Annotated in this window: 24 protein-coding genes; 16 read left to right on the forward strand and 8 right to left on the reverse strand. The window is 73.4% G+C overall.

Features of this window, described 5'->3' with window-relative positions; genetic code table 11:
* The first annotated feature begins 99 nt into the window (after nucleotides 1–99).
* Nucleotides 100–1,638 (forward strand): acetolactate synthase large subunit, encoded by a 1,539-nt coding sequence (locus tag O2V63_RS03240; protein ID WP_269166126.1) that lies wholly within the window; start codon nucleotides 100–102, stop codon nucleotides 1,636–1,638.
* Here O2V63_RS03240 and O2V63_RS03245 read toward each other — a convergent pair whose 3' ends face one another.
* Nucleotides 1,639–3,078, reverse strand: coding sequence for a sodium/glutamate symporter (locus O2V63_RS03245; protein WP_269166127.1), 1,440 nt, complete (start codon nucleotides 3,076–3,078; stop codon nucleotides 1,639–1,641). It abuts the gene before it with no gap.
* Nucleotides 3,079–3,356: 278 nt separating this feature from the next.
* Here O2V63_RS03245 and O2V63_RS03250 point away from each other — a divergent pair, with 278 nt between their 5' ends.
* Entirely contained in the window at nucleotides 3,357–3,854 is a 498-nt protein-coding gene (locus O2V63_RS03250; RefSeq protein ID WP_269166128.1) for a hypothetical protein, read from the forward strand.
* A gap of 79 nt (nucleotides 3,855–3,933) precedes the next feature.
* Here the strand turns inward: O2V63_RS03250 and O2V63_RS03255 are convergent, their stop codons facing one another.
* Nucleotides 3,934–5,523, reverse strand: coding sequence for an FMN-binding glutamate synthase family protein (locus tag O2V63_RS03255; RefSeq protein WP_269166129.1), 1,590 nt, complete (start codon nucleotides 5,521–5,523; stop codon nucleotides 3,934–3,936).
* A 222-nt stretch (nucleotides 5,524–5,745) separates the two neighbouring features.
* Here O2V63_RS03255 and O2V63_RS03260 point away from each other — a divergent pair, with 222 nt between their 5' ends.
* The 6 genes from O2V63_RS03260 (at nucleotide 5,746) to O2V63_RS03285 (ending at nucleotide 9,964) form a co-directional block, all read left to right on the forward strand.
* Nucleotides 5,746–6,993, forward strand: a complete 1,248-nt coding sequence (locus O2V63_RS03260) for a CpaF family protein (RefSeq protein WP_241175785.1) — start codon at nucleotides 5,746–5,748, stop codon at nucleotides 6,991–6,993.
* A complete protein-coding gene (locus O2V63_RS03265; protein ID WP_269166130.1) occupies nucleotides 6,990–7,853 on the forward strand; it encodes a type II secretion system F family protein in 864 nt (287 codons plus the stop codon). The genes O2V63_RS03260 and O2V63_RS03265 overlap by 4 nt, the downstream gene beginning before the upstream one ends.
* A 70-nt stretch (nucleotides 7,854–7,923) precedes the next feature.
* A complete protein-coding gene (locus O2V63_RS03270) occupies nucleotides 7,924–8,865 on the forward strand; it encodes a type II secretion system F family protein (RefSeq protein ID WP_269166131.1) in 942 nt (313 codons plus the stop codon).
* 28 nt (nucleotides 8,866–8,893) lie between these two features.
* Complete coding sequence (locus O2V63_RS03275; RefSeq protein WP_269166132.1) at nucleotides 8,894–9,100, forward strand: hypothetical protein; 207 nt, start codon at nucleotides 8,894–8,896, stop codon at nucleotides 9,098–9,100.
* Entirely contained in the window at nucleotides 9,090–9,500 is a 411-nt protein-coding gene (locus tag O2V63_RS03280) for a TadE/TadG family type IV pilus assembly protein (RefSeq protein WP_269166133.1), read from the forward strand. The genes O2V63_RS03275 and O2V63_RS03280 overlap by 11 nt, the downstream gene beginning before the upstream one ends.
* Nucleotides 9,497–9,964, forward strand: a complete 468-nt coding sequence (locus O2V63_RS03285) for a hypothetical protein (protein WP_269166134.1) — start codon at nucleotides 9,497–9,499, stop codon at nucleotides 9,962–9,964. Before O2V63_RS03280 ends, O2V63_RS03285 begins: the two co-directional genes overlap by 4 nt.
* A gap of 123 nt (nucleotides 9,965–10,087) precedes the next feature.
* Here the strand turns inward: O2V63_RS03285 and O2V63_RS03290 are convergent, their stop codons facing one another.
* Nucleotides 10,088–10,423 carry a hypothetical protein gene (locus tag O2V63_RS03290; RefSeq protein WP_269166135.1) on the reverse strand — a complete coding sequence of 112 codons (336 nt, stop codon included), beginning with the start codon at nucleotides 10,421–10,423 and terminating at the stop codon, nucleotides 10,088–10,090.
* A 364-nt stretch (nucleotides 10,424–10,787) separates the two neighbouring features.
* Here O2V63_RS03290 and O2V63_RS03295 point away from each other — a divergent pair, with 364 nt between their 5' ends.
* Both O2V63_RS03295 and O2V63_RS03300 read left to right on the forward strand, forming a co-directional pair.
* Nucleotides 10,788–12,410 carry an ABC-F family ATP-binding cassette domain-containing protein gene (locus O2V63_RS03295; protein ID WP_269166136.1) on the forward strand — a complete coding sequence of 541 codons (1,623 nt, stop codon included), beginning with the start codon at nucleotides 10,788–10,790 and terminating at the stop codon, nucleotides 12,408–12,410.
* A gap of 203 nt (nucleotides 12,411–12,613) precedes the next feature.
* Nucleotides 12,614–13,111 carry a hypothetical protein gene (locus O2V63_RS03300; RefSeq protein ID WP_269166137.1) on the forward strand — a complete coding sequence of 166 codons (498 nt, stop codon included), beginning with the start codon at nucleotides 12,614–12,616 and terminating at the stop codon, nucleotides 13,109–13,111.
* A gap of 337 nt (nucleotides 13,112–13,448) precedes the next feature.
* On the opposite strand, the gene O2V63_RS03305 is transcribed toward O2V63_RS03300, so the two are convergent.
* On the reverse strand, nucleotides 13,449–13,679 hold the full coding sequence (locus O2V63_RS03305) for a hypothetical protein (protein WP_269166138.1): 231 nt from the start codon (nucleotides 13,677–13,679) through the stop codon (nucleotides 13,449–13,451).
* A gap of 194 nt (nucleotides 13,680–13,873) precedes the next feature.
* Here O2V63_RS03305 and O2V63_RS03310 point away from each other — a divergent pair, with 194 nt between their 5' ends.
* Genes O2V63_RS03310 through O2V63_RS03320 form a run of 3 tightly spaced genes read left to right on the forward strand, consistent with a single transcriptional unit; the run spans nucleotide 13,874 to nucleotide 17,370 of the window.
* Entirely contained in the window at nucleotides 13,874–14,119 is a 246-nt protein-coding gene (locus O2V63_RS03310; RefSeq protein ID WP_036337619.1) for a hypothetical protein, read from the forward strand.
* Nucleotides 14,116–14,859, forward strand: coding sequence for an ABC transporter ATP-binding protein (locus O2V63_RS03315; RefSeq protein ID WP_269166139.1), 744 nt, complete (start codon nucleotides 14,116–14,118; stop codon nucleotides 14,857–14,859). The genes O2V63_RS03310 and O2V63_RS03315 overlap by 4 nt, the downstream gene beginning before the upstream one ends.
* Nucleotides 14,860–14,862: 3 nt before the next feature.
* A complete protein-coding gene (locus O2V63_RS03320; RefSeq protein WP_269166140.1) occupies nucleotides 14,863–17,370 on the forward strand; it encodes an FtsX-like permease family protein in 2,508 nt (835 codons plus the stop codon).
* Nucleotides 17,371–17,385: 15 nt separating this feature from the next.
* On the opposite strand, the gene O2V63_RS03325 is transcribed toward O2V63_RS03320, so the two are convergent.
* The 3 genes from O2V63_RS03325 to O2V63_RS03335 all read right to left on the reverse strand — a co-directional run bounded on the left by O2V63_RS03325 (nucleotide 17,386) and on the right by O2V63_RS03335 (nucleotide 18,486).
* Nucleotides 17,386–17,586 carry a hypothetical protein gene (locus O2V63_RS03325; protein WP_269166141.1) on the reverse strand — a complete coding sequence of 67 codons (201 nt, stop codon included), beginning with the start codon at nucleotides 17,584–17,586 and terminating at the stop codon, nucleotides 17,386–17,388.
* A 145-nt stretch (nucleotides 17,587–17,731) separates the two neighbouring features.
* Entirely contained in the window at nucleotides 17,732–17,968 is a 237-nt protein-coding gene (locus O2V63_RS03330; RefSeq protein ID WP_269166142.1) for a hypothetical protein, read from the reverse strand.
* 281 nt (nucleotides 17,969–18,249) lie between these two features.
* Nucleotides 18,250–18,486 carry a hypothetical protein gene (locus tag O2V63_RS03335; protein WP_036337631.1) on the reverse strand — a complete coding sequence of 79 codons (237 nt, stop codon included), beginning with the start codon at nucleotides 18,484–18,486 and terminating at the stop codon, nucleotides 18,250–18,252.
* A gap of 264 nt (nucleotides 18,487–18,750) precedes the next feature.
* On the opposite strand from O2V63_RS03335, the gene O2V63_RS03340 reads away from it, so the two are divergent.
* A complete protein-coding gene (locus tag O2V63_RS03340) occupies nucleotides 18,751–20,499 on the forward strand; it encodes a putative bifunctional diguanylate cyclase/phosphodiesterase (protein WP_269166143.1) in 1,749 nt (582 codons plus the stop codon).
* A gap of 30 nt (nucleotides 20,500–20,529) precedes the next feature.
* Here the strand turns inward: O2V63_RS03340 and O2V63_RS03345 are convergent, their stop codons facing one another.
* Nucleotides 20,530–20,844, reverse strand: coding sequence for a DUF6343 family protein (locus O2V63_RS03345; protein ID WP_269166144.1), 315 nt, complete (start codon nucleotides 20,842–20,844; stop codon nucleotides 20,530–20,532).
* Nucleotides 20,845–20,889: 45 nt separating this feature from the next.
* Between O2V63_RS03345 and prfB the strand changes: the two genes are divergently transcribed.
* A complete protein-coding gene (gene prfB / locus O2V63_RS03350; RefSeq protein WP_269166145.1) occupies nucleotides 20,890–22,002 on the forward strand; it encodes a peptide chain release factor 2 in 1,113 nt (370 codons plus the stop codon).
* Between the two features lie 164 nt (nucleotides 22,003–22,166).
* Nucleotides 22,167–22,856, forward strand: coding sequence for a cell division ATP-binding protein FtsE (gene ftsE / locus O2V63_RS03355; RefSeq protein ID WP_269166146.1), 690 nt, complete (start codon nucleotides 22,167–22,169; stop codon nucleotides 22,854–22,856).
* The last annotated feature ends 28 nt before the right edge of the window (nucleotides 22,857–22,884 follow it).

Genomic DNA, 22,884 nt, shown 5'->3' on the forward strand with positions numbered 1-22,884 from the left:
CCGGCGATCCTGCCGCAGTCGGATCGCCTGGCGGGAGCCCTCGTGCGAGGCTGCCCGGGGAGGTCGCCCGCCGGTGCGCGGCCCTGGTCGGGAGGTCCCGTGAACGGCGCGCAGGCAGTCATCCGCACCCTGGTCGACGGCGGGGTGGACGTCTGCTTCGCCAACCCCGGCACCTCGGAGATGCACTTCGTCGCGGCCCTGGACGACGTCCCGGAGATGCGTGCCGTGCTCACCCTGTTCGAGGGGGTCGCCACCGGCGCCGCCGACGGGTACGCGCGGATGACCGGGTCGCCGGCGGCCACGCTGCTGCACCTGGGGCCGGGGCTGGGCAACGGGATCGCCAACCTGCACAACGCCCGCCGGGCACGGACGCCGCTGGTCAACGTCATCGGCGACCACGCGCTGACCCACAAGCGGCTGGATGCGCCGCTGGAGTCCGACATCGACGCGCTGGCCGGCACGGTGTCCGGGTGGGTGCGCCGGTCGCTGGCCACCAGCGAGGTCGGTGCGGACACCGCCGACGCGATCGCCGCGGCGACCCGCGGTCAGGTGGCCAGCCTGGTGCTGCCGGCCGACGTCTCCTGGAGCGACGGCGCCGCGGTGGCCGCCGTCCCGGCCCGGCGCCCGACCCCGCAGGTGCCGGCCTCCGTGGTGGCGGAGGTGGCCGGCGTGCTCGGCGGTTCGACGGTGCTCTTCCTCGGCGGCGACGCGGTGCTCGAGCCCGGGCTGCGGGCCGCTGCCCAGGTCGCCGCGGGCACCGGTACCCGGCTGCTGTCCCAGCGGTCCCCCGCGCGGATGCAGCGCGGGGCCGGGCTGCCCGACGTGCTCAAGCTGCCCTATCCGCCCGAGGGCGCCCGCAAGCAGCTGGCCGGCGTGCAGCACCTGGTGCTGGTCGGGGCCGCTGAGCCGGTGGCGTTCTTCGGCTACCCCGGCATGGACGGCCGGCTGCTGCCCGAGGGCTGCACGGTGCACGTGCTCGCCGAGCCGGGGGAGGACGCCGTCGCGGCGCTGCAGGCCCTGGCTGAGTCGACTGCACCGGACGCCGTCCCGGAGCTGGCCGAGGCCCGCCGTCCGGACCTGCCCACCGGGGAGCTGGACATCAAGGCCCTGGCCGAGGTGGTCGGCGCGTTGCTGCCCGAGCGGGCGATCGTCGTCGACGAGGCGCTGACCAGCGGCTACTTCCTCCCCATGGCGACCGTCGGGGCGCCGGCGCACGACTGGCTGACCCTCACCGGCGGGGCGATCGGGCAGGGGATGCCGGTGGCCACCGGCGCCGCGGTGGCCTGCCCGGACCGGCCGGTGGTCTCGCTGCAGGCCGATGGCAGCGCGATGTACACGATCCAGGCGCTGTGGACCCAGGCCCGCGAGGAGCTCGACGTCACCACGGTCATCTGCGACAACAGCGCCTACGCGATCCTGGCCAGCGAGCTGGAGAGCGTCGGGGCGGCCGGCGGGGGAGAACGCGCCGGGAAGCTGCTGGACCTGGGCGGGCCGGCGCTGGACTTCGTCGCGCTGGCCACCGGGATGGGCGTGCCGGCCACCCGGGCCACCACCGCCGAGGAGCTGGCCGAGCAGTTCCGCGCCGCGCTGGCCGAGCCCGGGCCGCACCTGATCGACGCCGTCCTGCCGCGCGGCTGATCAGGTGTCCGCGACCCGGGCCTCCTCCTCGGCCGGGGAGCGACGGCCGAAGTAGAAGATGCCGATCCCCAGCGACACGACGAGCAGCACGGCCATGAAGACGAGCAGCGGCACCGCGCCGAACTGGGCGATCAGTGGCAGCGACGCCGCGGTGACCAGGCCGCCGCCGAAGAAGGGCTCGAAGGCCAGCTGTTTGTAGCCGAACGCCTCCATCGCCGGGGTCGCGGCGTTGGGGTCGGCGACCCGGATCAGGATCAGCCCGGTGGCCGTGACGCCGAGGGACTGCCCGAGGTCGCCGATGCCGCGTTCGAACCAGAACCGCGGGATCATCCGGCGGGCCAGGAAGACGAAGACCCCGACGTTCCAGGCGAGCCCGGCGACGGCCAGGAGCAGGAACGTCACCCAGTTGTTGGCGATCGCCTGGATGGACAGCGTGGCCAGCGCGCTGATGATCAGCAGGTCCAGCGCGATGCCCTGGATCCGCAGCATCATCTGCCGGTCGACGATGCCGGTGCGGTCGAACCGGTCGACCAGCTTCTGCACCGCGACGCCGCCGATCATGGCCAGCGGGAACAGCGGCACGTACTCGAAGAGCTCGACGGTGTCGGCCCACAGCAGCCGCTCCAGCGCCTGCAGCGCCTCCAGGAGGGCGAGCCCGAGCAGGATCGCCACGGCGACGACGGCGAAGTGGATCGCGAGCGGCTCGACCGAGGCGGTGCGCACCGTCAGCATCGCGGCCGGCTTCTGCTCCTCCCGCTCGTACAGCCCGCGCTGCTCGGCCAGCGAGGTCTTGGCGTCGCTCTCCAGCACCTCGGCGCGGCCGGTGTGCACCCCCCAGTTGATCAGCGCGATGCCGACGACGACGCCGGCGACGACGCCGACCGTGGCCAGCCCGAGCGCCAGGTCCTGCCCCTCGGGGAAGCCGAGCTCGGCGAAGGTGTCGCCCAGCCCCGCGGCGGTGCCGTGCCCGCCCTCGAAGCCGACCTCGATCAGCGCGCCGACCATCGGGTCCTGGTCGAGGAAGGGCACCAGCAGGAGGACGGCGAGCAGCAGCCCGACCACGTACTGGCCGGACGCCATGGTGACGCCGAGCGCCAGCTGCGGGCCGGCCAGCTCGGCGGCCTCCTTCACCTTCGGGATGCGCTCGCCGAGGAACAACGTCGCGAAGACCACCGAGATGAGCAGGCCGGGCAGCGACGCCCAGACGTCGAGGAACTCCTCCGGCCACAGCCCGCCGGTCAGCGGGGCGTCCGGCCCGCCGATCGCCTCGGCGATCGACCCGACCACCTCCGGGCCGATCAGCAGCGCCAGGAAACCGCCGATGATCGAGCTGGGGAGGAAGAGCTTCTGCGCGATCCGCGACCGGATCCGGATGAGCTTGGCGACCAGGAGCAGGACGCCCAGCACGAGCAGGCTGAGTCCGATGACGTCGGCGGACACGGTGCCTCCCTCGGGGAGATCCGGGTCGGGACCGGTCACGCAGGGTGGTCCCTGACGGGTCTCACACCCTGGCGGCTCAGAGGTCCGCCGACAACCCCCCGGTCGACCGGAACCCGCCCGACCCGCCCGTGGGCTCGGTGCAGTCGCTGTAACCACTCCGGCTGCGGCAACTGGACATTCGCCTCGCTCGGTGCTCCGGCGCTGGTCACGCCGCCGTCGGCCGGGTTTCCCAGTGATCGACGCAGGGCATCTGTGGGCCACCACCCGAGGAGGATCCCGTGGACATCTGGCTGATCGTCGTCATCGTCATCGCCGTGCTGATCGTGCTGGCGCTCGTCGCGGTGGCGATCACCAAGCGCGGCGGGGCGAGCAAGGAGCGCAGGCGCGAGCAGGCCCTCGAGCACCTGCGGGAGGCGGAGGTGCTGTCCGCGCGCGCGGACGAGGAGCAGGCCCTCGCCGATGAGCAGGCCGCCCGGGCCCGGCGGGAACGGGCCGAGGTCGAGGAGCGCACCACGCTGGCGGAGGAGGAAGCGCACGAGCGCACGGTCCACGCCCAGCAGGAACGGTCGAGGGCCGCGGAGCTCAAGGCGAAGGCAGAGAAGCTCGCCCCGGGGCTGACTCAGTCCGACGGCTTGCCCCACGAGGAGGGCGACGACCGACGCGACCTCGCGGTGGGGCAGGACGTACCCCACGCCGAGACCGCGCGGCAGGGCGACCTGGTGCGCGGGGAGGCGTCCGCGCAGCAGGAGGGGCCACACGGCGCCACCCGCGCCTGATCACACCTCATTCCGCTCATGGGACGGACCGGGTCTCGTTACAGGCACTGGAACGAGGCGCCGACCCGCTGCTCCGAGGTCAGCTCGGCGAGGCGTCGTCGACCGCGGTGGGTGACGGTGGGGCGCTGCCGCCGTGCGGTGCCTCGCCGGTCATCAGCTGGACGATCTGTCGGCGGTCGACCGCCGAGGGGAGGCCCCAGGCCGGCTCGTACTCGTAGACCTCGGCGAGCGGGCGTGAGGCGGTCCGGCCGGTGAGGATCTCCACCGCTGAGGTGTCGATGAGCCCGGGGTGCTCCACGCCGCAGGCCTCCGCGACCTTGAGCAGGTCGCGCCGGAGCGTCTGGATGTAGGTGGCCGCCCGCACCGCCTTCAGGGCGGGGTCCAGGCCGTGCGCGAGCCAGGCGTTCTGGGTGGCGACACCGGTGGGGCAGGTGTCGGTGTGGCACTTCTGCGCCTGGATGCAGCCGATCGCCAGCATCGCCTCGCGGGCGACGTTGACCAGGTCGCAGCCGAGTGCGAAGGCGATGATCGCGTTGTCGGGCAGGCCGAGCTTGCCGCCGCCGATGAAGGTGACCTGCTCGTGCAGCCCGGCCCGGGCGAAGGTGGAGTAGACCCGGGCGAAGCCCAGCTGGAAGGGCAGCGAGACCGAGTCGGTGAAGATCAGCGGCGCGGCGCCGGTACCGCCCTCGCCGCCGTCGATGGTCACGAAGTCCACGCCCCGTCCGGTGGTCGCCATCAGCTCGGTGAGCTCGTGCCAGAACCCCATGTCCCCGACGGCGGACTTGATGCCGACCGGCAGCCCGGTCTCGGCGGCCAGCAGCTCGACCCAGTCGAGCAGGCTGTCGGTGTCGGAGAACTCGGCGTGCCGGGACGGGCTGATGCAGTCGAGGCCCTCCGGGACCCCGCGGGTGGCGGCGATCTCGGCGGAGACCTTGGCTGCGGGAAGCACGCCGCCGAGGCCGGGCTTGGCACCCTGGCTGAGCTTGATCTCCAGGGCGCGGACGGGGGCGGAGGCGACCAGGTCCGTGAGCCGGGCCAGGTCGAAGCGGCCGTGCTCGTCGCGGCAGCCGAAGTACGCCGTCCCGAGCTGGAACACCAGCTCACCGCCGTGCCGGTGGTGCGGGGACACCCCGCCTTCGCCGCTGTTGTGCAGACAGCCGGCCAGCGCGGCGCCGCGGTTGAGCGCCTCGACCGCCTGGCCGGACAGCGACCCGAAGCTCATCGCGGAGATGTTCACGACCGACTGCGGTCGGAACGCGTGCGCCCGGCCGCGGGCGGCGCCGAGCACCTTGGCGCTGGGCAGCGGCGTCTCCTGGCCGGCCTGCGCGGTGGTGGCCGGGACGGCGTGGCCGAAGGTGCGGTGGTTGATGACCGGGTAGCCGGCGGTGAACTCGAGGTCGTTGTCGGTGCCGAAGCCGAAGTAGTTGTTCTGCTTCTTCGCCGAGGCGTACACCCAGCGCCGCTGGTCGCGGGTGAACGGCCGCTCCTCGTTGTTGCCGGCCACCAGGTACTGCCGCATCTCCGGTCCGATGGACTCCAGCAGGTATCGGGCCCGGCCGAGCACCGGGAAGTTGCGCAGCAGGGTGTGCTCGCGTTGCAGCAGGTCGCGGACGGCGACCCCGGCGAGGGCGGAGAGTCCGGCGGTCGCGACGCGGGTTGCCCAGGTCATGTCCCACTATGACGCGCGCCCGCTCCGATCGTGTCCGGTTCCGCGCCGGGACCTCGTTGTGCGCGGCCGGGGCGCCTCGCAGTCGGCGTGTCCCCTGACCGGGTGAACCAGCCGGGTGAGCGGTCACTCCTTGTCCACAGGGCGTCCCGCGAGACCGGATCGTCCCCTTACAGTCACGGCACTCATCTGACCAAGTGGCTGCTCAACGGGGGTGTCGTGCCGGTGGCGAGCTCTGCCGTCGATCTCGTCGACGGCGAGGTCCGGGAGCTGATCCGGCGCCGGGGGCTCGACCCGTTCGGCGATCCCGGGCCGGTGCGGATGCTGGTGCGGGACGTGGTCGCCGACTACTCCGAGCGTTCGCTGTCCTCCACGCTGCCGCCGGTCGGTGACCCGGAGGGCGTCGTCCGGGACGTGCTGGACCGGGTGGCCGGCTACGGGCCGCTGCAGCGGTGGCTGGACGACCCCGAGGTCGAGGAGATCTGGGTCAACGAGCCGGGCCGGGTGTTCGTCGCCCGCCGTGGGCGCAGTGAGCTGACGACGACGATCCTGGGGGCCGGGCAGCTGGCGGACCTGGTCGAGCGGATGCTGCGCAGCTCCGGTCGGCGGATCGACATGTCCACCCCCTTCGTCGACGCGATGCTGCCCGACGGGTCCCGGCTCCATGTGGTGATCCCGGACGTCACGCGCCGGCACATGGCGGTCAACATCAGGAAGTTCGTGCTGCAGGCGCACTCGCTCGACGAGCTGGTGGCGCTGGGCACGCTGACCTCGCAGGTGGCCCGCTTCCTGGAGGCCTCGGTCGCCGCCGGGCTCAACATCCTGGTCTCCGGCGGCACGCAGGCTGGCAAGACCACGATGCTCAACTGCCTGTGCGCGGCCGTGCCGGCCCGCGAGCGGGTGGTCACCTGCGAAGAGGTCTTCGAGCTCCGGGTGCCGCTGCCCGACGTCGTCGCGATGCAGACCCGGCAGGCCAACCTCGAGGGCGCCGGGGAGATCCCGCTGCGCCGGCTGGTGAAGGAAGCGCTGCGGATGCGGCCCTCCCGGCTGGTCGTCGGGGAGGTGCGCCAGGAGGAGTGCCTGGACCTGTTGATCGCGTTGAACAGCGGACTGCCCGGCATGTGCACGCTGCACGCCAACAGCGCCCGCGAGGCCGTGGTCAAGATGTGCACCCTGCCGCTGCTGGCCGGGGAGAACATCGGGCACGCCTTCGTCGTCCCGACCGTGGCCTCCAGCGTCGACCTCGTCGTGCACGTGGGCACCGAGCCCAGCGGTGCGCGGCGGCTGCGCGAGGTCGTGGCGCTGCCCGGCCGCACCGAGGGCAGCGTCGTCGAGACCGCCGACGTCTTCACCACCCGTGACGGCCGGCTGGTGCGCGCCGACGGCTACCCGCCGCACGCCGACCGCTACGCCGCCCACGGCTTCGACCTGGCCGCACTGCTGGGTGACCCGGCCGAACGGCGGACTGCGTGAGCGTGCCCGGCGGCCTGCTCGGGCTGGCTCTCGGCGTCGGCCTGCTGCTGATCTGGCGCAGCGGCGCTCGGGCGCCGGTACGGCGGGCGGGCACCTCCCGGCCGGGACGGCGTCAGCAGCTGCTGGCCGCCGCCGGGCTGACCGGGATCAACTCCGCCCAGCTGCTCGCGCTCCAGGTCGCCCTGGGCATCGCCTGTCTCCTGCTGGTGCTGCTGACCACGCAGACGGTGACGATCAGCCTGGCGTTCGGTGTCTTCGGCTCGGCGGTGCCGTACCTGCTGGTGCGTCGGCTGGCCGCCAAGCGCCGGGCCGACCTGCGCGAGGTGTGGCCGGAGGTCGTGGACAACCTGGCGTCGGCGGTGCGGGCCGGGCTCTCGCTGCCCGAGGCGCTGTCGGCGCTCGCCGTCCGGGGCCCGGAGGTGCTGCGCGGCTCCTTCGCCCGCTTCGCCGTCGATCACCGCTCCAGCGGCCGGTTCAGCGACGCCCTCGACCGGTTGAAGGACGACCTTGCCGACCCGGTGGGCGACCGGATCGTCGAGACGCTGCGGGTGGCGCGCGAGGTGGGCGGCAGCGACCTCGGCCGGGTGTTGCGCACGCTGGCCGCGTTCCTCCGCGAGGACGCCCGGGCCCGCGCGGAGCTGGAGACCCGGCAGGGGTGGGTCATCCAGGCCGCCCGGCTGGCCGTGGCCGCGCCGTGGGTGGTGCTGCTCCTGCTCGCCACGCAGCAGCAGACCCTCACCGCCTACGACAGCCCGCTCGGGACGGCGCTGCTGCTCATCGGCGGCGGGGTGTGCCTGCTCGCCTACCGGCTGATGCTGAAGATCGGGCGGTTGCCCGAGGACGTGCGGGTGCTCCAGTGAGTGAGCATCGCAGCGAGCGCCAGCGAGCGAGGAGCGGAGCGAACGGGCCGCGGAGCGGCGCGGTGTCGTCGTGAGCGCCGGACTGACGGGCATGCTGCTCGGTCTGGTCGCGGCCACCGGCGTGCTGCTGGCGGTGAGCTTCGCGCCGCCGTTCCGGCAGGTGCGCCTGGTCGACCGGCTCGCGCCCTACGTGCACGACAGCCCGGCGCCGTCCCGGCTGCTGGGCACCGCCACCCAGCCGGGGGTGCTCAGCGCCGCCCGGCGGGTGTTCGGCCCGGTGCTGGCCGACGGCGCGCGACACGTCGACCGGCTGCTCGGTGGGCGGGTGGCGGTGCGGCGGCGGCTGGATGCGCTGAACTCCGACATGACGGTCGAGGACTTCCGGATCGAGCAGGTCGTGTGGGGTGGGCTCGGGCTGCTGGGCGCCGCCGTCCTCTCGGTCGTGGGGTCGGCGCTGGCGGGGACGGTGAACCTGCTGTCGGTCGTGCTCTTGTGCGTGGCCGGCCTGGTCGGCGGGGTGCTCGGCCGGGATTGGTGGCTGACCCAGCAGGTGCAGCGGCGCGAGGAGCTGCTGCTGGCCGAGTTCCCGGTGGTCGCCGAGCTGCTGGCGCTGGCCGTGACGGCAGGGGAGAGCCCGACCGCGGCGATCGCCCGGGTCACCCGGCTCTCCGGCGGTGAGCTGGCCCGGGAGCTGGGCGCCACGCTGGCCCGCGCCCGCGCCGGGGTGCCGCTGGTCGACGCGCTGCAGCAGCTGGCCGACCGCACCTCACTCGACCCGCTGGCCCGTTTCGTCGACGGCCTGATCGTGGCCATCGAGCGCGGCACCCCGCTGGCCGAGGTGCTGCGGGCCCAGGCCGCCGACGTGCGGGAGGCCGGCAAGCGACGGCTGCTCGAAGCAGGCGGGCGCAAGGAGATCGCGATGATGGTCCCGGTCGTGTTCCTGGTGCTGCCCGTCACCGTCCTGTTCGCCCTGTACCCGGGGCTGATCAGCATCGTCTCGCTGGCGCAGTGACGCCGGTGACCGACAGAGAGGACCACGGATGCGTGCCTACGCGTTCCTGTTGACCGCGCTGGCTGTGCTGGCGGCCCGGCTGCGGGAGGACGATCCCGAGCGGGGCGACGTCCCGGGCTGGGTGATGATCACGGTGATGACCGCTGCGCTGGTGCTGGCGATCCTCGTGCCGTTCCGCGCGGCGATCGTGGAGGCGGTGTCGAACGCGCTGGAGTCCGTGACGAGTGCGCCATGAACAGCTGACTCGGGACGATGGCGAGCGGGGGAGCGCGGTCGTCGACTTCGTGCTGGTCGGCGTGCTGGTCGTGGCGCTGCTGCTGGCGGTGCTGCAGGTGGCGGTCTACGTGCACCTGCGCAACGTGGTGGTGGCCAGCGCGCAGCAGGGTGCCCGGTACGCGGCCAACGCCGACGTGCCCGCCGAGGCCGGGGCGGCCCGGACGTTGGAGATCGTCGGTCAGGCGACCTCGACGGGGACGGCGGCCGGGTTGGCGTGCGAGTCGGTGCAGGAGGTCGACGAGAGCGGGCTGACGCTGGTCGTCGTCCGGTGCGTCGGGGCGGTGCCGAGCCTGTTCGCGCCGCTGGGGGACCTGCTGCCGCTGTCGGCGACGGGGCGTTCGGTGGCGGAGACGCCGTGAACTGGATCCGTGCGCGGCTGGGTGTCGGCGGCTCCGAGCAGGGGTCGGCGATCGTGGAGTTCGTGTTCATCGCGCTGGTGGTGTTCCTGCCGCTGGTCTACATCGTGGCCGGGTTCTCGGCGGTGCAGCGCGGGGTGTTCGCGGCCAACGCTGCGGCCCGGGAGGCGGGGCGGGCGATTGCCACCGCGCCGGACGTGTCGACCGGGCAGGCGCGGGCGGAGGCGGCGGTGGCGGTCGCGGTGGCCGACCAGTCGGTGGAGGCGACGGACGTCGTCCTGGCGTATGCGCCGGCCGGCGCCGGGTGCGAGGCGGCGGGCGGCTATGCGCCGTCGCTGGTGCCGGGGGAGGAGTTCTCGGTGTGCGTGACGGTGACGGTGCGGATCCCGCTGCTACCGGAGTTCATCGACGCCAACACCGCCACCGGCCAGTTCCTCGTCGAACGCGACCGCTACGTCGACGGCTGACCGCTCCGCCGTTGTGCGCCCATCGTCGGTCCCGACCCGGTGAACCGACGATCGGCGCACAACCCCGCGGACACGCGCGAGGGCGGCCCCGGCGAACCGGGACCGCCCCTTGGCGAGGTGCTGCTACCTCAGTACGTCACGGAGGTGAGGGAGTCGAGGCCCGCCTGCGCGGCCTCGAAGGGGTCGAACGTCGGGTCGCCGAAGCGCGGGTCGTGCTCGACGACGAACTAGCGGGTTGAGGTCCTCGACGTGGAACAGCTTGATCCGCTTGCCGTACGCCTCGATGACGTCGACCGGGTCGAGACCGGCGTAGGCGATCCAGTCGGCCTCGGTCGCGAGCTCTCCGATCCACGGGGCGCCCGCGGTGGTGCCGGAGCCGAAGTACGTGATGCCGAGGGTGCGGTCGTCCGCGAGGATCTGCTCGATGTCCGCGGGGTTGGCGGGGGAGCCCACGTCCACGTGCCGGGCTGACGCCGTGAAACCGTACCCGTCCAGGAGGGCCGCGTACTCGTCGGCGGTCCAGCCCCGGGCCCACCGCAGCCAGCGTCCCCCGATGTGCGCTCGTCGTCGGTCCGCGCTCGACGAACCGACGACCAGCGCACAACGCCGGTCGTCGGGAAATCGGTCGCGTGGTGCCCTGCGCCGCGCGTACGGTCCGCCGCGACCGGACAGGCGAGCAGGGAGCAGCGACATGGGTGGCAGCGGCGACATCTCCGGGTGAACCCCGGGATGTGCCCGGCAGGCGAGCAGCCGCCGGAGCCTCCGTCGTCCTCGTCCACCGCCGGGCTGCCACGGGCGCCCGCATCCCCGCAGAGGTCCCGCCGTGCCCGATGCCTCCGTCGTCTGCTCCGCCGTGTCCTTCACCTGGCCCGACGGCACCCCCGTCTTCGCCGACCTCTCCTTCACCGTCGGCCCTGGCCACACCGGCCTGATCGCGCCCAACGGCGCGGGCAAGAGCACCCTGCTGAAGCTCATCGCCGGCGAGCTCCGGCCCGCCGCAGGCACTGCCACCGTCGACGGCGTCCTCGGGTACCTGCCCCAGTCGCTGCCGCTGGCCGGTGATCTCACCGTCGCCGAGGTGCTCGGCGTCGCGCCAGTGCTCGCCGCACTGGCCGCCATCGAGTCCGGCGACCCGGCCGACGAGCACTTCGCCGCCATCGACACCGACTGGGACGTCGAGGACCGCACCCGCGCCCAGCTCGACCGGCTGGGCCTGCGTTACGTCACCCTCGACCGCCGGCTCGACACGCTCAGCGGGGGACAGGTCGTCACGCTCGGCCTGGCCGCACAGCTGCTCACGCGCCCCGACGTCCTGCTGCTCGACGAGCCGACCAACGACCTGGACGGCGACGCGCGCCGCACCCTGTACGCGGCGCTCGACGACTTCCCCGGCTGCCTGCTGGTGGTCAGCCACGACCGGGCGCTGCTCGACCGGATGGACCGCATCGCCGAGCTCGACCGGGGCGAGTTGCGCACCTACGGCGGGGGCTTCACCGACTGGGAGGCCGCCGTCCGCGCCGAGCAGGAGGCGGTGGAGCGCGACGTCCGCACCGCCGAGCAGCAGGTCAAACGGGAGAAGCGGGAGCGGCAGCTGGCTCGGGAGCGGGCGCAGAAGAAGTCCGGCAACGCCGCCCGCACCGTCAAGGACGCCGGGCTGCCCAAGATCCTGATCGGCAAGATGAAGCGGACCGCCCAGGAGTCGGCGGGCAAGGCCGACGACGTGCACGCCGCCCGGCTCGACGGTGCCCGCACCCGGCTGGAGGAGGCCGAGCGCGCGCTGCGGGACGACCAGGCGATCGTGCTGGAACTGCCCGCCACCGCGGTGCCGGCCGGGCGCACCGTGTTCGCCGGCGAGGGACTGCAGCTGCGGCTGGGGGAGCGGACGCTGTTCGCCGAGGACGGCGTCGACCTCACCGTCCGCGGGCCGGAGCGGATCGCGCTGACCGGGGCGAACGGCGCCGGGAAGTCGTCACTGCTGCGGCTGATGACCGGCGACCTGCACCCTGACGCGGGGGAGATCCGGCGGGCCGACGGCCGGGTCGCCCACCTCTCCCAGCGGCTGGACCTGCTCGACCTCGACCGCACCGTCGCCGAGGCGCTGGCCGATGCGGCACCCGCGATGCCGACGGCGGAGCGGATGACCCTGCTGGCCCGCTACATGTTCCGCGGCAGCCGGGTGCACCTGCCGGTGCGGGCGCTCTCCGGCGGTGAACGGCTGCGGGCGACGTTGGCCTGCGTGCTGCACGCCGAGCCGGCACCGCAGCTGCTGCTGCTCGACGAGCCGACGAACAACCTCGACCTGGTCAGCGTCGCCCAGCTCGTCGCGGCGCTCACCGCCTACCGGGGTGGCTTCGTGGTGGTGAGCCACGACGAGCGGTTCCTCGCCGAGCTCGGCATCACCCGCTGGCTGCACCTGACCGACGGTGGCCTGCACGAGGTGCACTGATCTCCCCGGTGATCAAAGCGAAGTCCCCGAACACGTGAGCCCCGACTGGACGTGGCCCAGGCGTTCGACTGGGCGGAGGGAAACCACTTCCGGTGACCAGGCAGGAGCCTCACACTGGCGGATCTACAGGAACGATCCCGCTTCACCGCAGGGCCATGCGCTGCGGCTACTCAGCCTCGTGTCTCCTGACCGGAGGTCGTTGGGTGATCATTCTGGGAGCAATCGGCAAGGGTGTGGCCGGACTGCTGAAGCACGGGATCGCGCCAGCGCTCATCGCAGTCGGCGGTGCCGTGGTCGGGGGAGTCCTGGCCCCCCTGTGGACAGGAAGCAGTGTCGACAGGCCCGCAGCTGAAGAGTTCATCAACAGCTATTACCGGGAGGTCACGAACCCGGAAACTGTCGAAAGGGCCTGGAGCGCCCGACTGACCGTTGAGCAGCAGGACCGTCAGCCCATCACCGGCTTTGCTGACTGGTGGTCCGACTGGAGCGGCGTGGTGGTCAACGAGGTCGAGCAGCCGCCTGGTACCCGCAACACTTATGTGGCTCATGTCGCCTACGTCGACAAGAACGGCAAACAGCATTCTTATCGACCGATAGTCTTCGTGGTGACATGCACGAGTCCACTCGTTGGACGCGTCCCTGGACTGAGCTGCGATTCAGGGGATGTGCGGCTTAGTGACTCCTGGCGGGTCGTCGATTGACACCACCAGGTCCACCGAGCCAACCCCACAGAAGTGAAGTCACTACTGGTCGCTCACCCTTGGGTCGTGACAACGCGTGAACGTCGGCCACGCCTCGCCTGCGAGGTTGCCGGCTGTGGCGGCGGGTGCATCTCAGCGGGACCAGCGCGATGCCGGGTTCGGCCAGTTCGCGCCCTGTTGCGTCCCGCGAACAGGTGGTGACGCGCGGTCCTTGCGCTGCTCCCTCACCTGGCCGACGTCGGCGCGATGTGGCCGGGCAGATCCGTCCGGAGAGCAGGGGGGTCGCGCGGCGCAGCCTGGCCCAGGAGGTGCTCTCACCGGGCGCGGGGGGATGTGCTCAGCCGGCGATGCGGGTGCACTCGGGGCAGCGGTCGGTGCCCGGGAAGGTGAGCCAGTCCTGGGCGGCGACGGCGGAGACCAGGACGCCGCACACCGACTGGTCCAGGCCGTCGACGACCGGGCGGGCGACGGCATGGGTGACCTGGTCGCTGCTGCGCGGGTCGTGCGCCGTGGAGGCCACGTGGGTGGCGGTGCGGTCGGTGCCGATCGTGGAGATGGTCGCCGTCATGGGCAGCAGCCTGCCGGACGAACATGACGATCTGACTGCGATGGGACGTTGATCGTGCGATGGCTCGTCACACACGTGCCGAGCCGGCCGCGGGTACAGCCTGCTGCACCGCAAGAGGCCAGGTCAGGGGATCGGAGACGCGGTCCGCCCCGACCAGCATCGGGAGGGACACCAACCCGACCGAGGAGCCCCCCGTGCCCGATCCGTACCGCCTGGAGCCCACCGCACAGCCCGTCGACCTCCGTCCCGCACCCGAGCCGGCCCGCAGCACCCCGGACCGGCCGCTGCGCACGCTGCTGTGGGTGGTCCTGGTGCTGAGCATCGCCGGGAACAGCGTCACCTCGTTCAGCGCCGTCCCGCTCGCGGTCAGCATCGGCTTCGGCCTGCTGACCGCCGTCAGCGCCATCACGCTGATCAGCCTGCACGTGCGCAACCGATGAGCACCGCCCTCGCGCCGACGGCCACCGCCGCCGTCGCGCTCACCCACGTGACCAAGACCCACCCCAACGGCGTCCGCGCCCTGGACGACGTCACGGTCGAGGTGCCCCGCGGCAGCTTCCTCGCCGTCATGGGCCCCTCCGGCTCGGGCAAGAGCACCCTGCTGCAGGTCGCCGCCGGGCTGGACACCCCGACCAGCGGCGAGGTCCTCCTCGACGGCACCGGGATCGGCGGGCTGGACGAGACCCGTCGCACCGAGCTGCGCCGCGACCGGATCGGCTTCGTCTTCCAGGCCTACAACCTGCTGCCCGCGCTCACCGTGGGGGAGAACATCACCCTGCCGCTGCGGCTGGCCGGCAAGCCGCTGGACCGGGAGTGGGTGCAGTACCTGGTCGACCGGGTGGGCCTGGGCGACCGGCTGGACCACCGGCCGACCGAGCTCTCCGGCGGCCAGCAGCAGCGGGCCGCGATCGCCCGCGCCCTGGTCGCCCGGCCCGCCGTCGTCTTCGCCGACGAACCCACCGGCGCCCTGGACCTGCACAGCGCCGCCGAGGTGCTCGGCCTGCTCCGCGCCCTGGTCGACGACCTGGGGCAGACCGTCGTGCTGGTCACCCACGACCCGGCCGCCGCCGCCCGCGCCGACCGCGCGCTGGTGATGGCCGACGGCCGGGTCGTCGACACCCTCGTGCACCCGGCCGCCGCCGACCTGGCCGGGCGCCTCGTCGCGCTGCGCGAGGGCTGAGCCGTGCTCGCACTCGCCCTGCGGCTGGCCCGCACCCGGCTCACCGCCTCCCTCGCCGTCCTCGTCGCGGTGCTCGGCGGGGCGGCCATCGTCACCGGCACCGGCGTGCTCGCCGAGTCCGGCCTGCGCTCGCACCTGCCCGTCGACCGGCTGGCCGGCGCGGAGGTGGTCGTCTCCGCCGACCAGACGGTGCAGCCCAGCGCCGACCTCGCCGTCGCCCTGCCCGAGCGAGGGAGCGTGCCCGCCGCGCTGGCCGACGAGCTGGGGGAGCTGCCCGGGGTGGCGGCCGCCGTCGCCGACGTCGGCTTCCCGGCCGCCGTCCTCGACACCGACGGGGACGTCGTCGCGGCCGCCGATCCGACGACCGCCGGGCACGGCTGGTCGTCGGTCGGCCTGCTCGACGACCCCGAGGTCACCGGCACCCCGCCGACCGGCCCGCAGGAGGTCGCCCTCGACTCGGCGATCGCGGCCGCGGCCGGCGTGGCCCCCGGCGATCCCGTGCGGGTCGTGCTGGCAGGCCGCGCCGTCGACGCCCGGCTCACCGCCGTGGTCCCGGCCGGTACGGGTGTGCTCGTCGCGGACGACCGGGCGGCGCAGCTGGCCGGGCAGACCGACACCGTCGACCTCATCGGCCTCCAGGTGACCGGGGACGTCGAGGCGGTCGCCGACGCCGTCCGCCCGCTGCTGCCCGCCGGCACGATCGTCAGCACCGGCGACGCCCGCGGCGACGTCGCCCTCCCCGAGGCGGCCGCGGCCCGGTCGCTGCTGGTCGTGCTCGCGTCCTCCCTGATGGGCGTGCCGTTGCTGATCGTCGGGTTCGTCGTCGCCGGGGCGCTGGCCGTGTCGATCGGCGGTCAGCGCCGCGAGCTGGCCCTGCTCCGCGCGGTCGGCACCACCCCGCGGCAGCTGCGCCGGCTGGTCGCCGGTCAGGCGAGCGTGGTCGCGGCGGTCGCGCTCGTCCCGGGCATCGCCCTCGGCTACCTGCTGGCCGGGCAGTTCCGTCGGCTGCTGGTGCACGTCGGGGTGCTCCCCGACGCGCTGCCGCTGGCCGTCGGCCCGCTGCCGGCGCTGGCCGCTGCGGCGCTGCTGCTCCTCGTCGTCCAGGTCGCCGCCCGCTGCGCCGCCTGGCGCACCAGCCGCGAGCCGGTGACCCAGCTGCTCGCCGACTCCCGGACCGGCCCGCGCACCCCGTCACCCGGCCGGCACCGCACCGGGCTGCTGCTCATCGCCGCTGCCGTGCCGCTCTCGGTGCCGCCGCTGCTGGTGCAGTCGCCGATCGGGGCGGCGTCCACCTCGCTGGCCGGCATCGTCGCCGCCATCGGCCTCGCGCTGGCCGGTCCGCTCCTGCTCCGCCGGGTCACCGGCGGCCTCGCCCGCCGGCTGCCGGCCGGCACCTCGGCGCCCGCCTGGCTGGCGGTGGCCAACCTGCACGGCTACGCGCTGCGCTCGGCGGGTGCGGTCACCACGCTGGCGATGGCGGTCGTCGTCGCGCTCACCTACACGTTCGCCCAGACCACTGTGATCGACGCGACGGCGGAGGAGACCCGGGCGGGCACCGTCGCCGATGCGACGGTCACCGCCCCCGCCCTGGGCGGCATCCCCGCCGGGCTCCTCGGCGCGGTGCAGGCCGTCCCCGGGGTGGAGGCGGTCGCGCCGGTCAGCTCCACGGCCGTGCTCTGGCCGATGCGCGTGCTGGGGGAGGAAGAGCTGTCCGGCGGGCCGGCGCTGGTGCTGCCCCCGGCCGGGGCCGGCGTGCTCGACCTCGACGTGCGGGACGGCGACCTGGCCGACCTGACCGGCGCCACCGTGGCCGTCGGCAGCGACGCCGCCGCCGCCCGGGACGTCGGGATCGGCGACCAGGTGCAGCTCACCCTCGGGGACGGCGCCGAGGTCGAGGCCCGGGTGGTCGCCGTCTACGACCGGGAACTGGGCTTCGGCTCCGTCGTCCTCTCCGCCGACCTGGCCGCGGGGCACACCACCGGCGGGCTGGCCGACAGCCTGCTGGTGCGCACCGACGGCGACCCGGCGACCGACCGGGCGCTGGCGCACCTGACCGACCGGCCCGGCGTGACCGTGTCCGACGGCGGGGTCGCCGGCGACCGCCCGGCCGCCCCGCCGGAGGTGTGGATCAACCTGGCGGTCATCGGCGTGCTGCTGGGCTACCTCCTGCTGGGCATCGCCAACGCCCTGGTCGCGGCCACTGCCCAGCGGCGCGGGGAGATCGCCGCCCTGCGGCTGACCGGGACCACGCCGCGTCAGGTGCGCGCGATGATGCGGCGCGAGGCGGCACTGGTCTCCGGTGCAGCGGTCGCGGCCGGGGTGCTGGTCTCCGTGCTGCCCCTGGCGGTGCTCGGCCTGGGCTTCCTCGACCGGCCCTGGCCGTCCGGGCCCGGCTGGCTGCTGCCGGTGACGGCGCTGGTCGTCACCGGCATCGCGTTCCTGGCCATCGAGGTGCCGACCCGGGCCGCGCTGCGCGTCCCGCCGGCCGATGCGCTCGCCACCCAGGGGTGAACCGGCCGTGCCGACTCAGCTCGGGAAGCCGTCCCCGCCGGCCAGTGCGGTGATCGCGATCATCGCGGCGAAGACCAGGACGGTGGCGACGAGGACGCCGACGCACAGCACCCAGTTGCGGTCGCCCAACCCGGGCTTCTCCGTGGGGGCCGGGGTGGGGGTGGGCTGCTGCTCGGCAGCGGGACGGGTACGGCGCTGCTCGACGGACACGCTCATGCGGACTCCCGGAGACGTCGGCCGGACCGGCCGGTGGCCTGGACGCCGTGGTCAGCGCCCGATCCGGACGTTAGGGAGCGCCGCAGCGCAGCACCCGGGGTCGGAGGTCCCTGGTCGAGGGACTCTCGGCCTCAACCGGGCAGCCTCACTGCAGGGTGTCGCGGTTCTGGGCGTGCTCGCTGACCTGCGGCAACTCCTCGCCGCCGGAGCCCACCCGCACCGGCTCGCCGGCCGTGGTGCGGGCCCAGCACAGCCGGCACAGGTGGGTGGGCTCCTCCGGCAGCAGCGGGTGCGCGCCGAGCGGCTGCACCTGCACCCAGCCGACGGCGGCGGGGGCGTCAGCCACCTCGGCGCACCGGTCGCAGCGGTACTGGACGGACATGCGGATCAGCCTCCTGGCCCGGGGGACGACGGTGGCCCTCAGGACACCAGCGTCCCCCTCGGCCGCCGAGATCGCAGCCCGGATCCGGTCAGCAGCGCAACGTGATCAGGCGAGCGGCAGCTGTTCCTGCAGATCGGCCTCGAACCAGTCGCTGCCCAGGTCCTCGACCTCGCGCAGTTCGAGTTCGGCGAGCAGGGCGTAGGCGGTCTCGATGTCCATGCCCCCGAGCCAACGGCGGGTTCCGCACGCCCGGCTGGAGAGATCCGCAAGAGAACCGCAGATCAGCCGCCGCGGTTGACCTCGGCCTGGACGACGCCGAGCAGTGCGGTCTGCAGCGTCTGGTCGTCGTGGTCGCCGCGGTCGAGGGCCTCCTGGGCCGGGCCGGGGAGCTGGCGCACGTCGAGGTCGTCGAGCCAGGTCGTCTCCCCGCCGACCTGGCGCCCCAGCGTCAGGGCGTCCCCCTCCCGCCGCACCAGGTACTCCTCGCCACCGAGCTCGATCGTCGTTGAGTCGCTCATGGCGTCGCCGTACCCGAGGCCCCTGCAGGTCTACACCCGCCCGACACGGGCACCCCCGGTGATCGGGCGGCCGGGACACGCCGCCCTGAGCTGCCGGTGTTCACTCTTTCCGGGCTGACCGGCGTGGCGGGTGTCCAGCTGTGTCCACTGTTGCCGATGGTCTCAGGGAGACAGAAGAGGCCCGGGAGATGCCCGGACGGACCCTGGTACAGACCGGAGGAGGAGGTGGACGTGCCGCGAGCGAGGAGTGGAGCGCAGCTGCCGATGGACGTCCGGCACCGGGACGGCGGCGAGCAGGCACAGGCCGGGCTGGTCGCCGGCGTGCTGGACGCCCTGCCCTCGCCGACGGTGCTGATCGACGCCGACGGCACGATGCTGCTGGTCAACTCCGCCTGGCAGGCCGCCGGCGACCTGCTCGACGACGACCGGCTGCGGGTCGGCGTGGGGGGCAACTACTTCGCGGTGATGCTGAGCCTGTCCGACGACGCGGCGAACCGGGCGCGCATCGACCAGCTGCGGGAGCTCTCGGCGGGGCGCCGGACCACGGTGTCGGCCGACTACGCGCTGGCCACGGTGACCGGGGTGCGCTGGTACCACCTGCAGGCCTCCCGCGCCGACCGTTCCGGGCGGGTGGTGGTCACCCACACCGACGTGACCTCGCGGGTGGAGGCGGAGCGGGCGTCGTCCTGGCAGGCCCGGCACGACCACCTCACCGACCTGCCCAACCGGGCGCACCTGCACGACCTGATCTCCGCCGAGCTGCGCCGCGTCGACCGTGGCCCGGTCACCGTGCTGTTCCTGGACGTCGACGGCTTCAAGGACGTCAACGACACGCTCGGCCACGAGATCGGCGACCACCTGCTGCGTGAGCTGGCCACCCGGCTGACCAGTCGCACCCGGACGCAGGACACCGTCGGCCGCCTCGGCGGCGACGAGTTCGTCGTGCTGTGCCGTGACTGCGACGTCGACGGCGCCCTCGCGCTGGCCGAGCGCTTCCAGAGCACCTTCGACGAGCCGTTCGACCTCGGTGAGCGGGTCACCCGGCTCACCGTGAGCATCGGCGTGGCCACCGCGCCCGGCGACGACCCGGACCTGCGCTCCACCGACCTGGTCCGGGACGCGGACCTGGCGATGTACGCGGCGAAGGCGGCCGGCCGCAACCGGGTGCGGGTGTTCAGCCCCGACCTGCGTAGCGCCGTCGAGCAGAAGGTGCTCGTCGCCGCCGAGCTGCGGGAGGCGATCGAGGCCGGCCAGCTGGTGCTGCACTACCAGCCGGTGCTGCACCTGCCCAGCGGCGAGGTGTCCGGGGTGGAGGCGCTGGTCCGCTGGCAGCACCCCGAGCGGGGCCTGCTGATGCCGTGTGACTTCATCCCGCTGGCCGAGCAGACCGGGGTCGTCGTCCAGCTCACCCGGTGGGTGCTCGCCGAGGCGACCCGGCAGGCCGCAGCCTGGGAACGGGCCGGCCTCGCGCTGGTCACCGGGGTCAACATCAGCGCCGCGCACTTCGCCACCGGCACCCTCGTCGCCGACGTCCACGACGCGCTGGACGCCGCCGGGCTCGCCCCCGAGCGCCTGGTGCTGGAGCTCACCGAGACCAGCGTCGCGGAGGACCCGCTCCGGGCCGCGGCCCAGTTCGCCCAGCTCCGCGTCACCGGTGTCGAGGTGTCCATCGACGACTTCGGCAGCGGCTTCTCCTCGCTGAGCCAGCTGGTGTCCATCCCGGCCGGCGTCCTCAAGCTGGACCGCAGCCTGGTCGCCGGCATCGAGGTGCGGCGGAGCGAGTCCGCGGCGGCGATCGCCGCCGTGGTCGGGCTGGCCGCCGCCTGCGGCATGCGCAGCCTCGCCGAGGGGGTGGAGACCACCGGTCAGCTCGAGCTCGTCACCGAGCTGGGCTGCACCCACGCGCAGGGCTTCCACATCGCCCGCCCCATGCCGGCCGCCGAGGTGGCCGACTGGCTGGCCATCCGGCGCGCCGCCCGGCGCGCCCGGCGCACGCGCCTGCAGTCCGCCTGACCCCCCGGCGGCCGGTGCGGGCGCCGGGGGTCAGCCCGGTTCGCCGCGCAGTTTGCGGCGGGCCACGACCATCAGGTCGACCAGCGCGATCACCGCCAGCACGGCCAGCACGATCGGGAAGACCAGTGGGACCTCGGCGAGGAACGCCAGCACCGCGAACACCGCGCAGATCACCAGACCGAAGGTCGCCAGCACCAGCCGCAGGGTCAGCGCACTGCGGGCTGTGTCGGCGCCGCCTTCCGGGTACCTGGGTTGGGACTCGGGGATCCCGCGGGGGAACTGGTCGCGTTCGTACTCGGTCAGGTCGTCGGGGGTGCGCCGGTCGTCCGACGGTGACGTGCTCATGCCGCCGGAGGTACCCGGTGGCGCGGCGCACTACCCTGGATCGACGTGGCCGCTGACTTCTCCGTCGTCCTGGACGAACTCGACACGACCTTGAAGTCCATCGAGGCCGTGATGCGGGTCGATGACCTGCGTCGGGAGGTGGCCGAGCTCGAACAGAAGGCCTCCGCACCCGACCTCTGGAACGACGTCGAGGCGGCGCAGGCGGTGACCTCACGGCTGTCCTACCTGCAGGGCGACCTGCGCCGGGTGGAGGAGCTGCGCAGCCGGCTCGACGACGTCGGCCTGCTCCACGAGATGGCGGCCGAGGAGGGCGACGAGGCCACCACCGCCGAGACCGAGCGTGAGCTGACCAGCATCCGCGCCGTGCTCGACGAGCTCGAGGTGCGCACGCTGCTGTCCGGGGAGTACGACTCCCGCGAGGCGCTGGTCACCATCCGCTCCGAGGCCGGGGGAGTGGACGCCGCCGACTTCGCCGAGATGCTGATGCGGATGTACCTGCGCTGGGCCGAGCGGCACAAGTACCCCACCGAGGTCTACGACGTCTCCTACGCCGAGGAGGCCGGGATCAAGTCGGCCACCTTCGCCGTCAAGCAGCCCTACGCCTACGGCACCCTCTCCGTCGAGCAGGGCACCCACCGGCTGGTGCGCATCTCGCCGTTCGACAACCAGGGCCGCCGGCAGACCTCCTTCGCCGGCGTCGAGGTGCTGCCGGTCGTCGAGCAGACCGACCACGTCGACATCCCGGAGAACGAGATCCGGGTCGACGTCTTCCGTTCCTCCGGCCCGGGTGGGCAGAGCGTGAACACCACCGACTCCGCCGTCCGGATGACCCACATCCCCACCGGCATCGTCGTCTCGTGCCAGAACGAGAAGTCCCAGATCCAGAACCGGGCCGCCGCGCTGCGCGTGCTCCAGGCCCGGTTGCTCGTGGTCCGGAAGGCCGAGGAGCGGGCCGAGATGGACGCCCTCAAGGGCGAGGGCAGCAGTTGGGGCAACCAGATGCGCTCCTACGTGCTGCACCCGTACCAGATGGTCAAGGACCTGCGCACCGAGGTCGAGACCGGCAACCCCGGCAACGTGCTCGACGGTGACATCGACGGCTTCATCGAGGCCGGGATCCGCTGGCGGCGTCAGCAGGAGTCGGCGCCGCTCGCCTAGCGGCCCGGGGGAGAGACCGGCCACAGCCGGCCCCGCCCGGGGGCACGCTGGGTGACCACGGCCCACCGGAGGGGCTGTTCTCGCTCACCGTCTGCACACAACGTCGCGGGGCGCGCCGGGCGAACGTGTCATCGTCCGGCGCGGGGCAGGTAGCGTGGCCCCCCGTGATCGAATTGCAACACGTCACCAAGATGTACCCGACCAGTCCCCGGCCGGCGCTGGATGACGTCTCGATGCACATCGACAAGGGTGAGTTCGTCTTCCTCATCGGTTCGTCGGGTTCGGGCAAGTCGACCTTCCTGCGGCTGCTGCTGAAGGAGGACAGCCCCACCAAGGGCGTCATCACGGTCAACGACAAGAACCTGAACACGATGAGCAAGTGGCAGGTGCCCAAGCTCCGCCGCACGATGGGCTGCGTCTTCCAGGACTTCCGGCTGCTGCGCAACAAGACGGTCGCCGAGAACGTCGCCTTCGCCCTCGAGGTGATCAACAAGCCCCAGCGCACCATCAAGCGGGTCGTGCCCGAGGTGCTGGAGATGGTCGGCTTGGACGGCAAGGAGAACCGGCTGCCCAGTGAGCTCTCCGGTGGTGAGCAGCAGCGGGTGGCGATCGCCCGGGCGTTCGTGAACCGGCCGCTGGTGCTGCTGGCCGACGAGCCCACCGGCAACCTGGACCCGGAGACCAGCCAGGACATCATGCTGCTGCTGGAGCGGATCAACCGCACCGGCACCACCGTGGTCATGGCCACGCACGACTACCACATCGTCGACTCGATGCGGCGGCGCGTGATCGAGCTCAACGACGGCGTCGTCAGCCGTGACCAGAGCCGCGGCGTCTACGGCGTGGGCCGCTGAGGTGGCGGCCGCCTCCGCGCGACCGCTG

It is taken from the genome of Modestobacter sp. VKM Ac-2977, from assembly GCF_026968045.1.
Lineage (GTDB): Bacteria > Actinomycetota > Actinomycetes > Mycobacteriales > Geodermatophilaceae > Modestobacter.

Excerpts from the sequence above, each read along its gene's own strand:
- O2V63_RS03345 (WP_269166144.1), bottom strand. The coding sequence starts at position 20,844 with ATGAGCACGTCACCGTCGGACGACCGGCGCACCCCCGACGACCTGACC.
- O2V63_RS03325 (WP_269166141.1), bottom strand. The coding sequence starts at position 17,586 with ATGAGCGTGTCCGTCGAGCAGCGCCGTACCCGTCCCGCTGCCGAGCAG.
- O2V63_RS03275 (WP_269166132.1), top strand. The coding sequence starts at position 8,894 with ATGCGTGCCTACGCGTTCCTGTTGACCGCGCTGGCTGTGCTGGCGGCC.
- O2V63_RS03330 (WP_269166142.1), bottom strand. The coding sequence starts at position 17,968 with ATGTCCGTCCAGTACCGCTGCGACCGGTGCGCCGAGGTGGCTGACGCC.
- O2V63_RS03305 (WP_269166138.1), bottom strand. The coding sequence starts at position 13,679 with ATGACGGCGACCATCTCCACGATCGGCACCGACCGCACCGCCACCCAC.
- O2V63_RS03255 (WP_269166129.1), bottom strand. The coding sequence starts at position 5,523 with ATGACCTGGGCAACCCGCGTCGCGACCGCCGGACTCTCCGCCCTCGCC.
- O2V63_RS03340 (WP_269166143.1), top strand. The coding sequence starts at position 18,751 with ATGGACGTCCGGCACCGGGACGGCGGCGAGCAGGCACAGGCCGGGCTG.
- O2V63_RS03315 (WP_269166139.1), top strand. The coding sequence starts at position 14,116 with ATGAGCACCGCCCTCGCGCCGACGGCCACCGCCGCCGTCGCGCTCACC.
- O2V63_RS03335 (WP_036337631.1), bottom strand. The coding sequence starts at position 18,486 with ATGAGCGACTCAACGACGATCGAGCTCGGTGGCGAGGAGTACCTGGTG.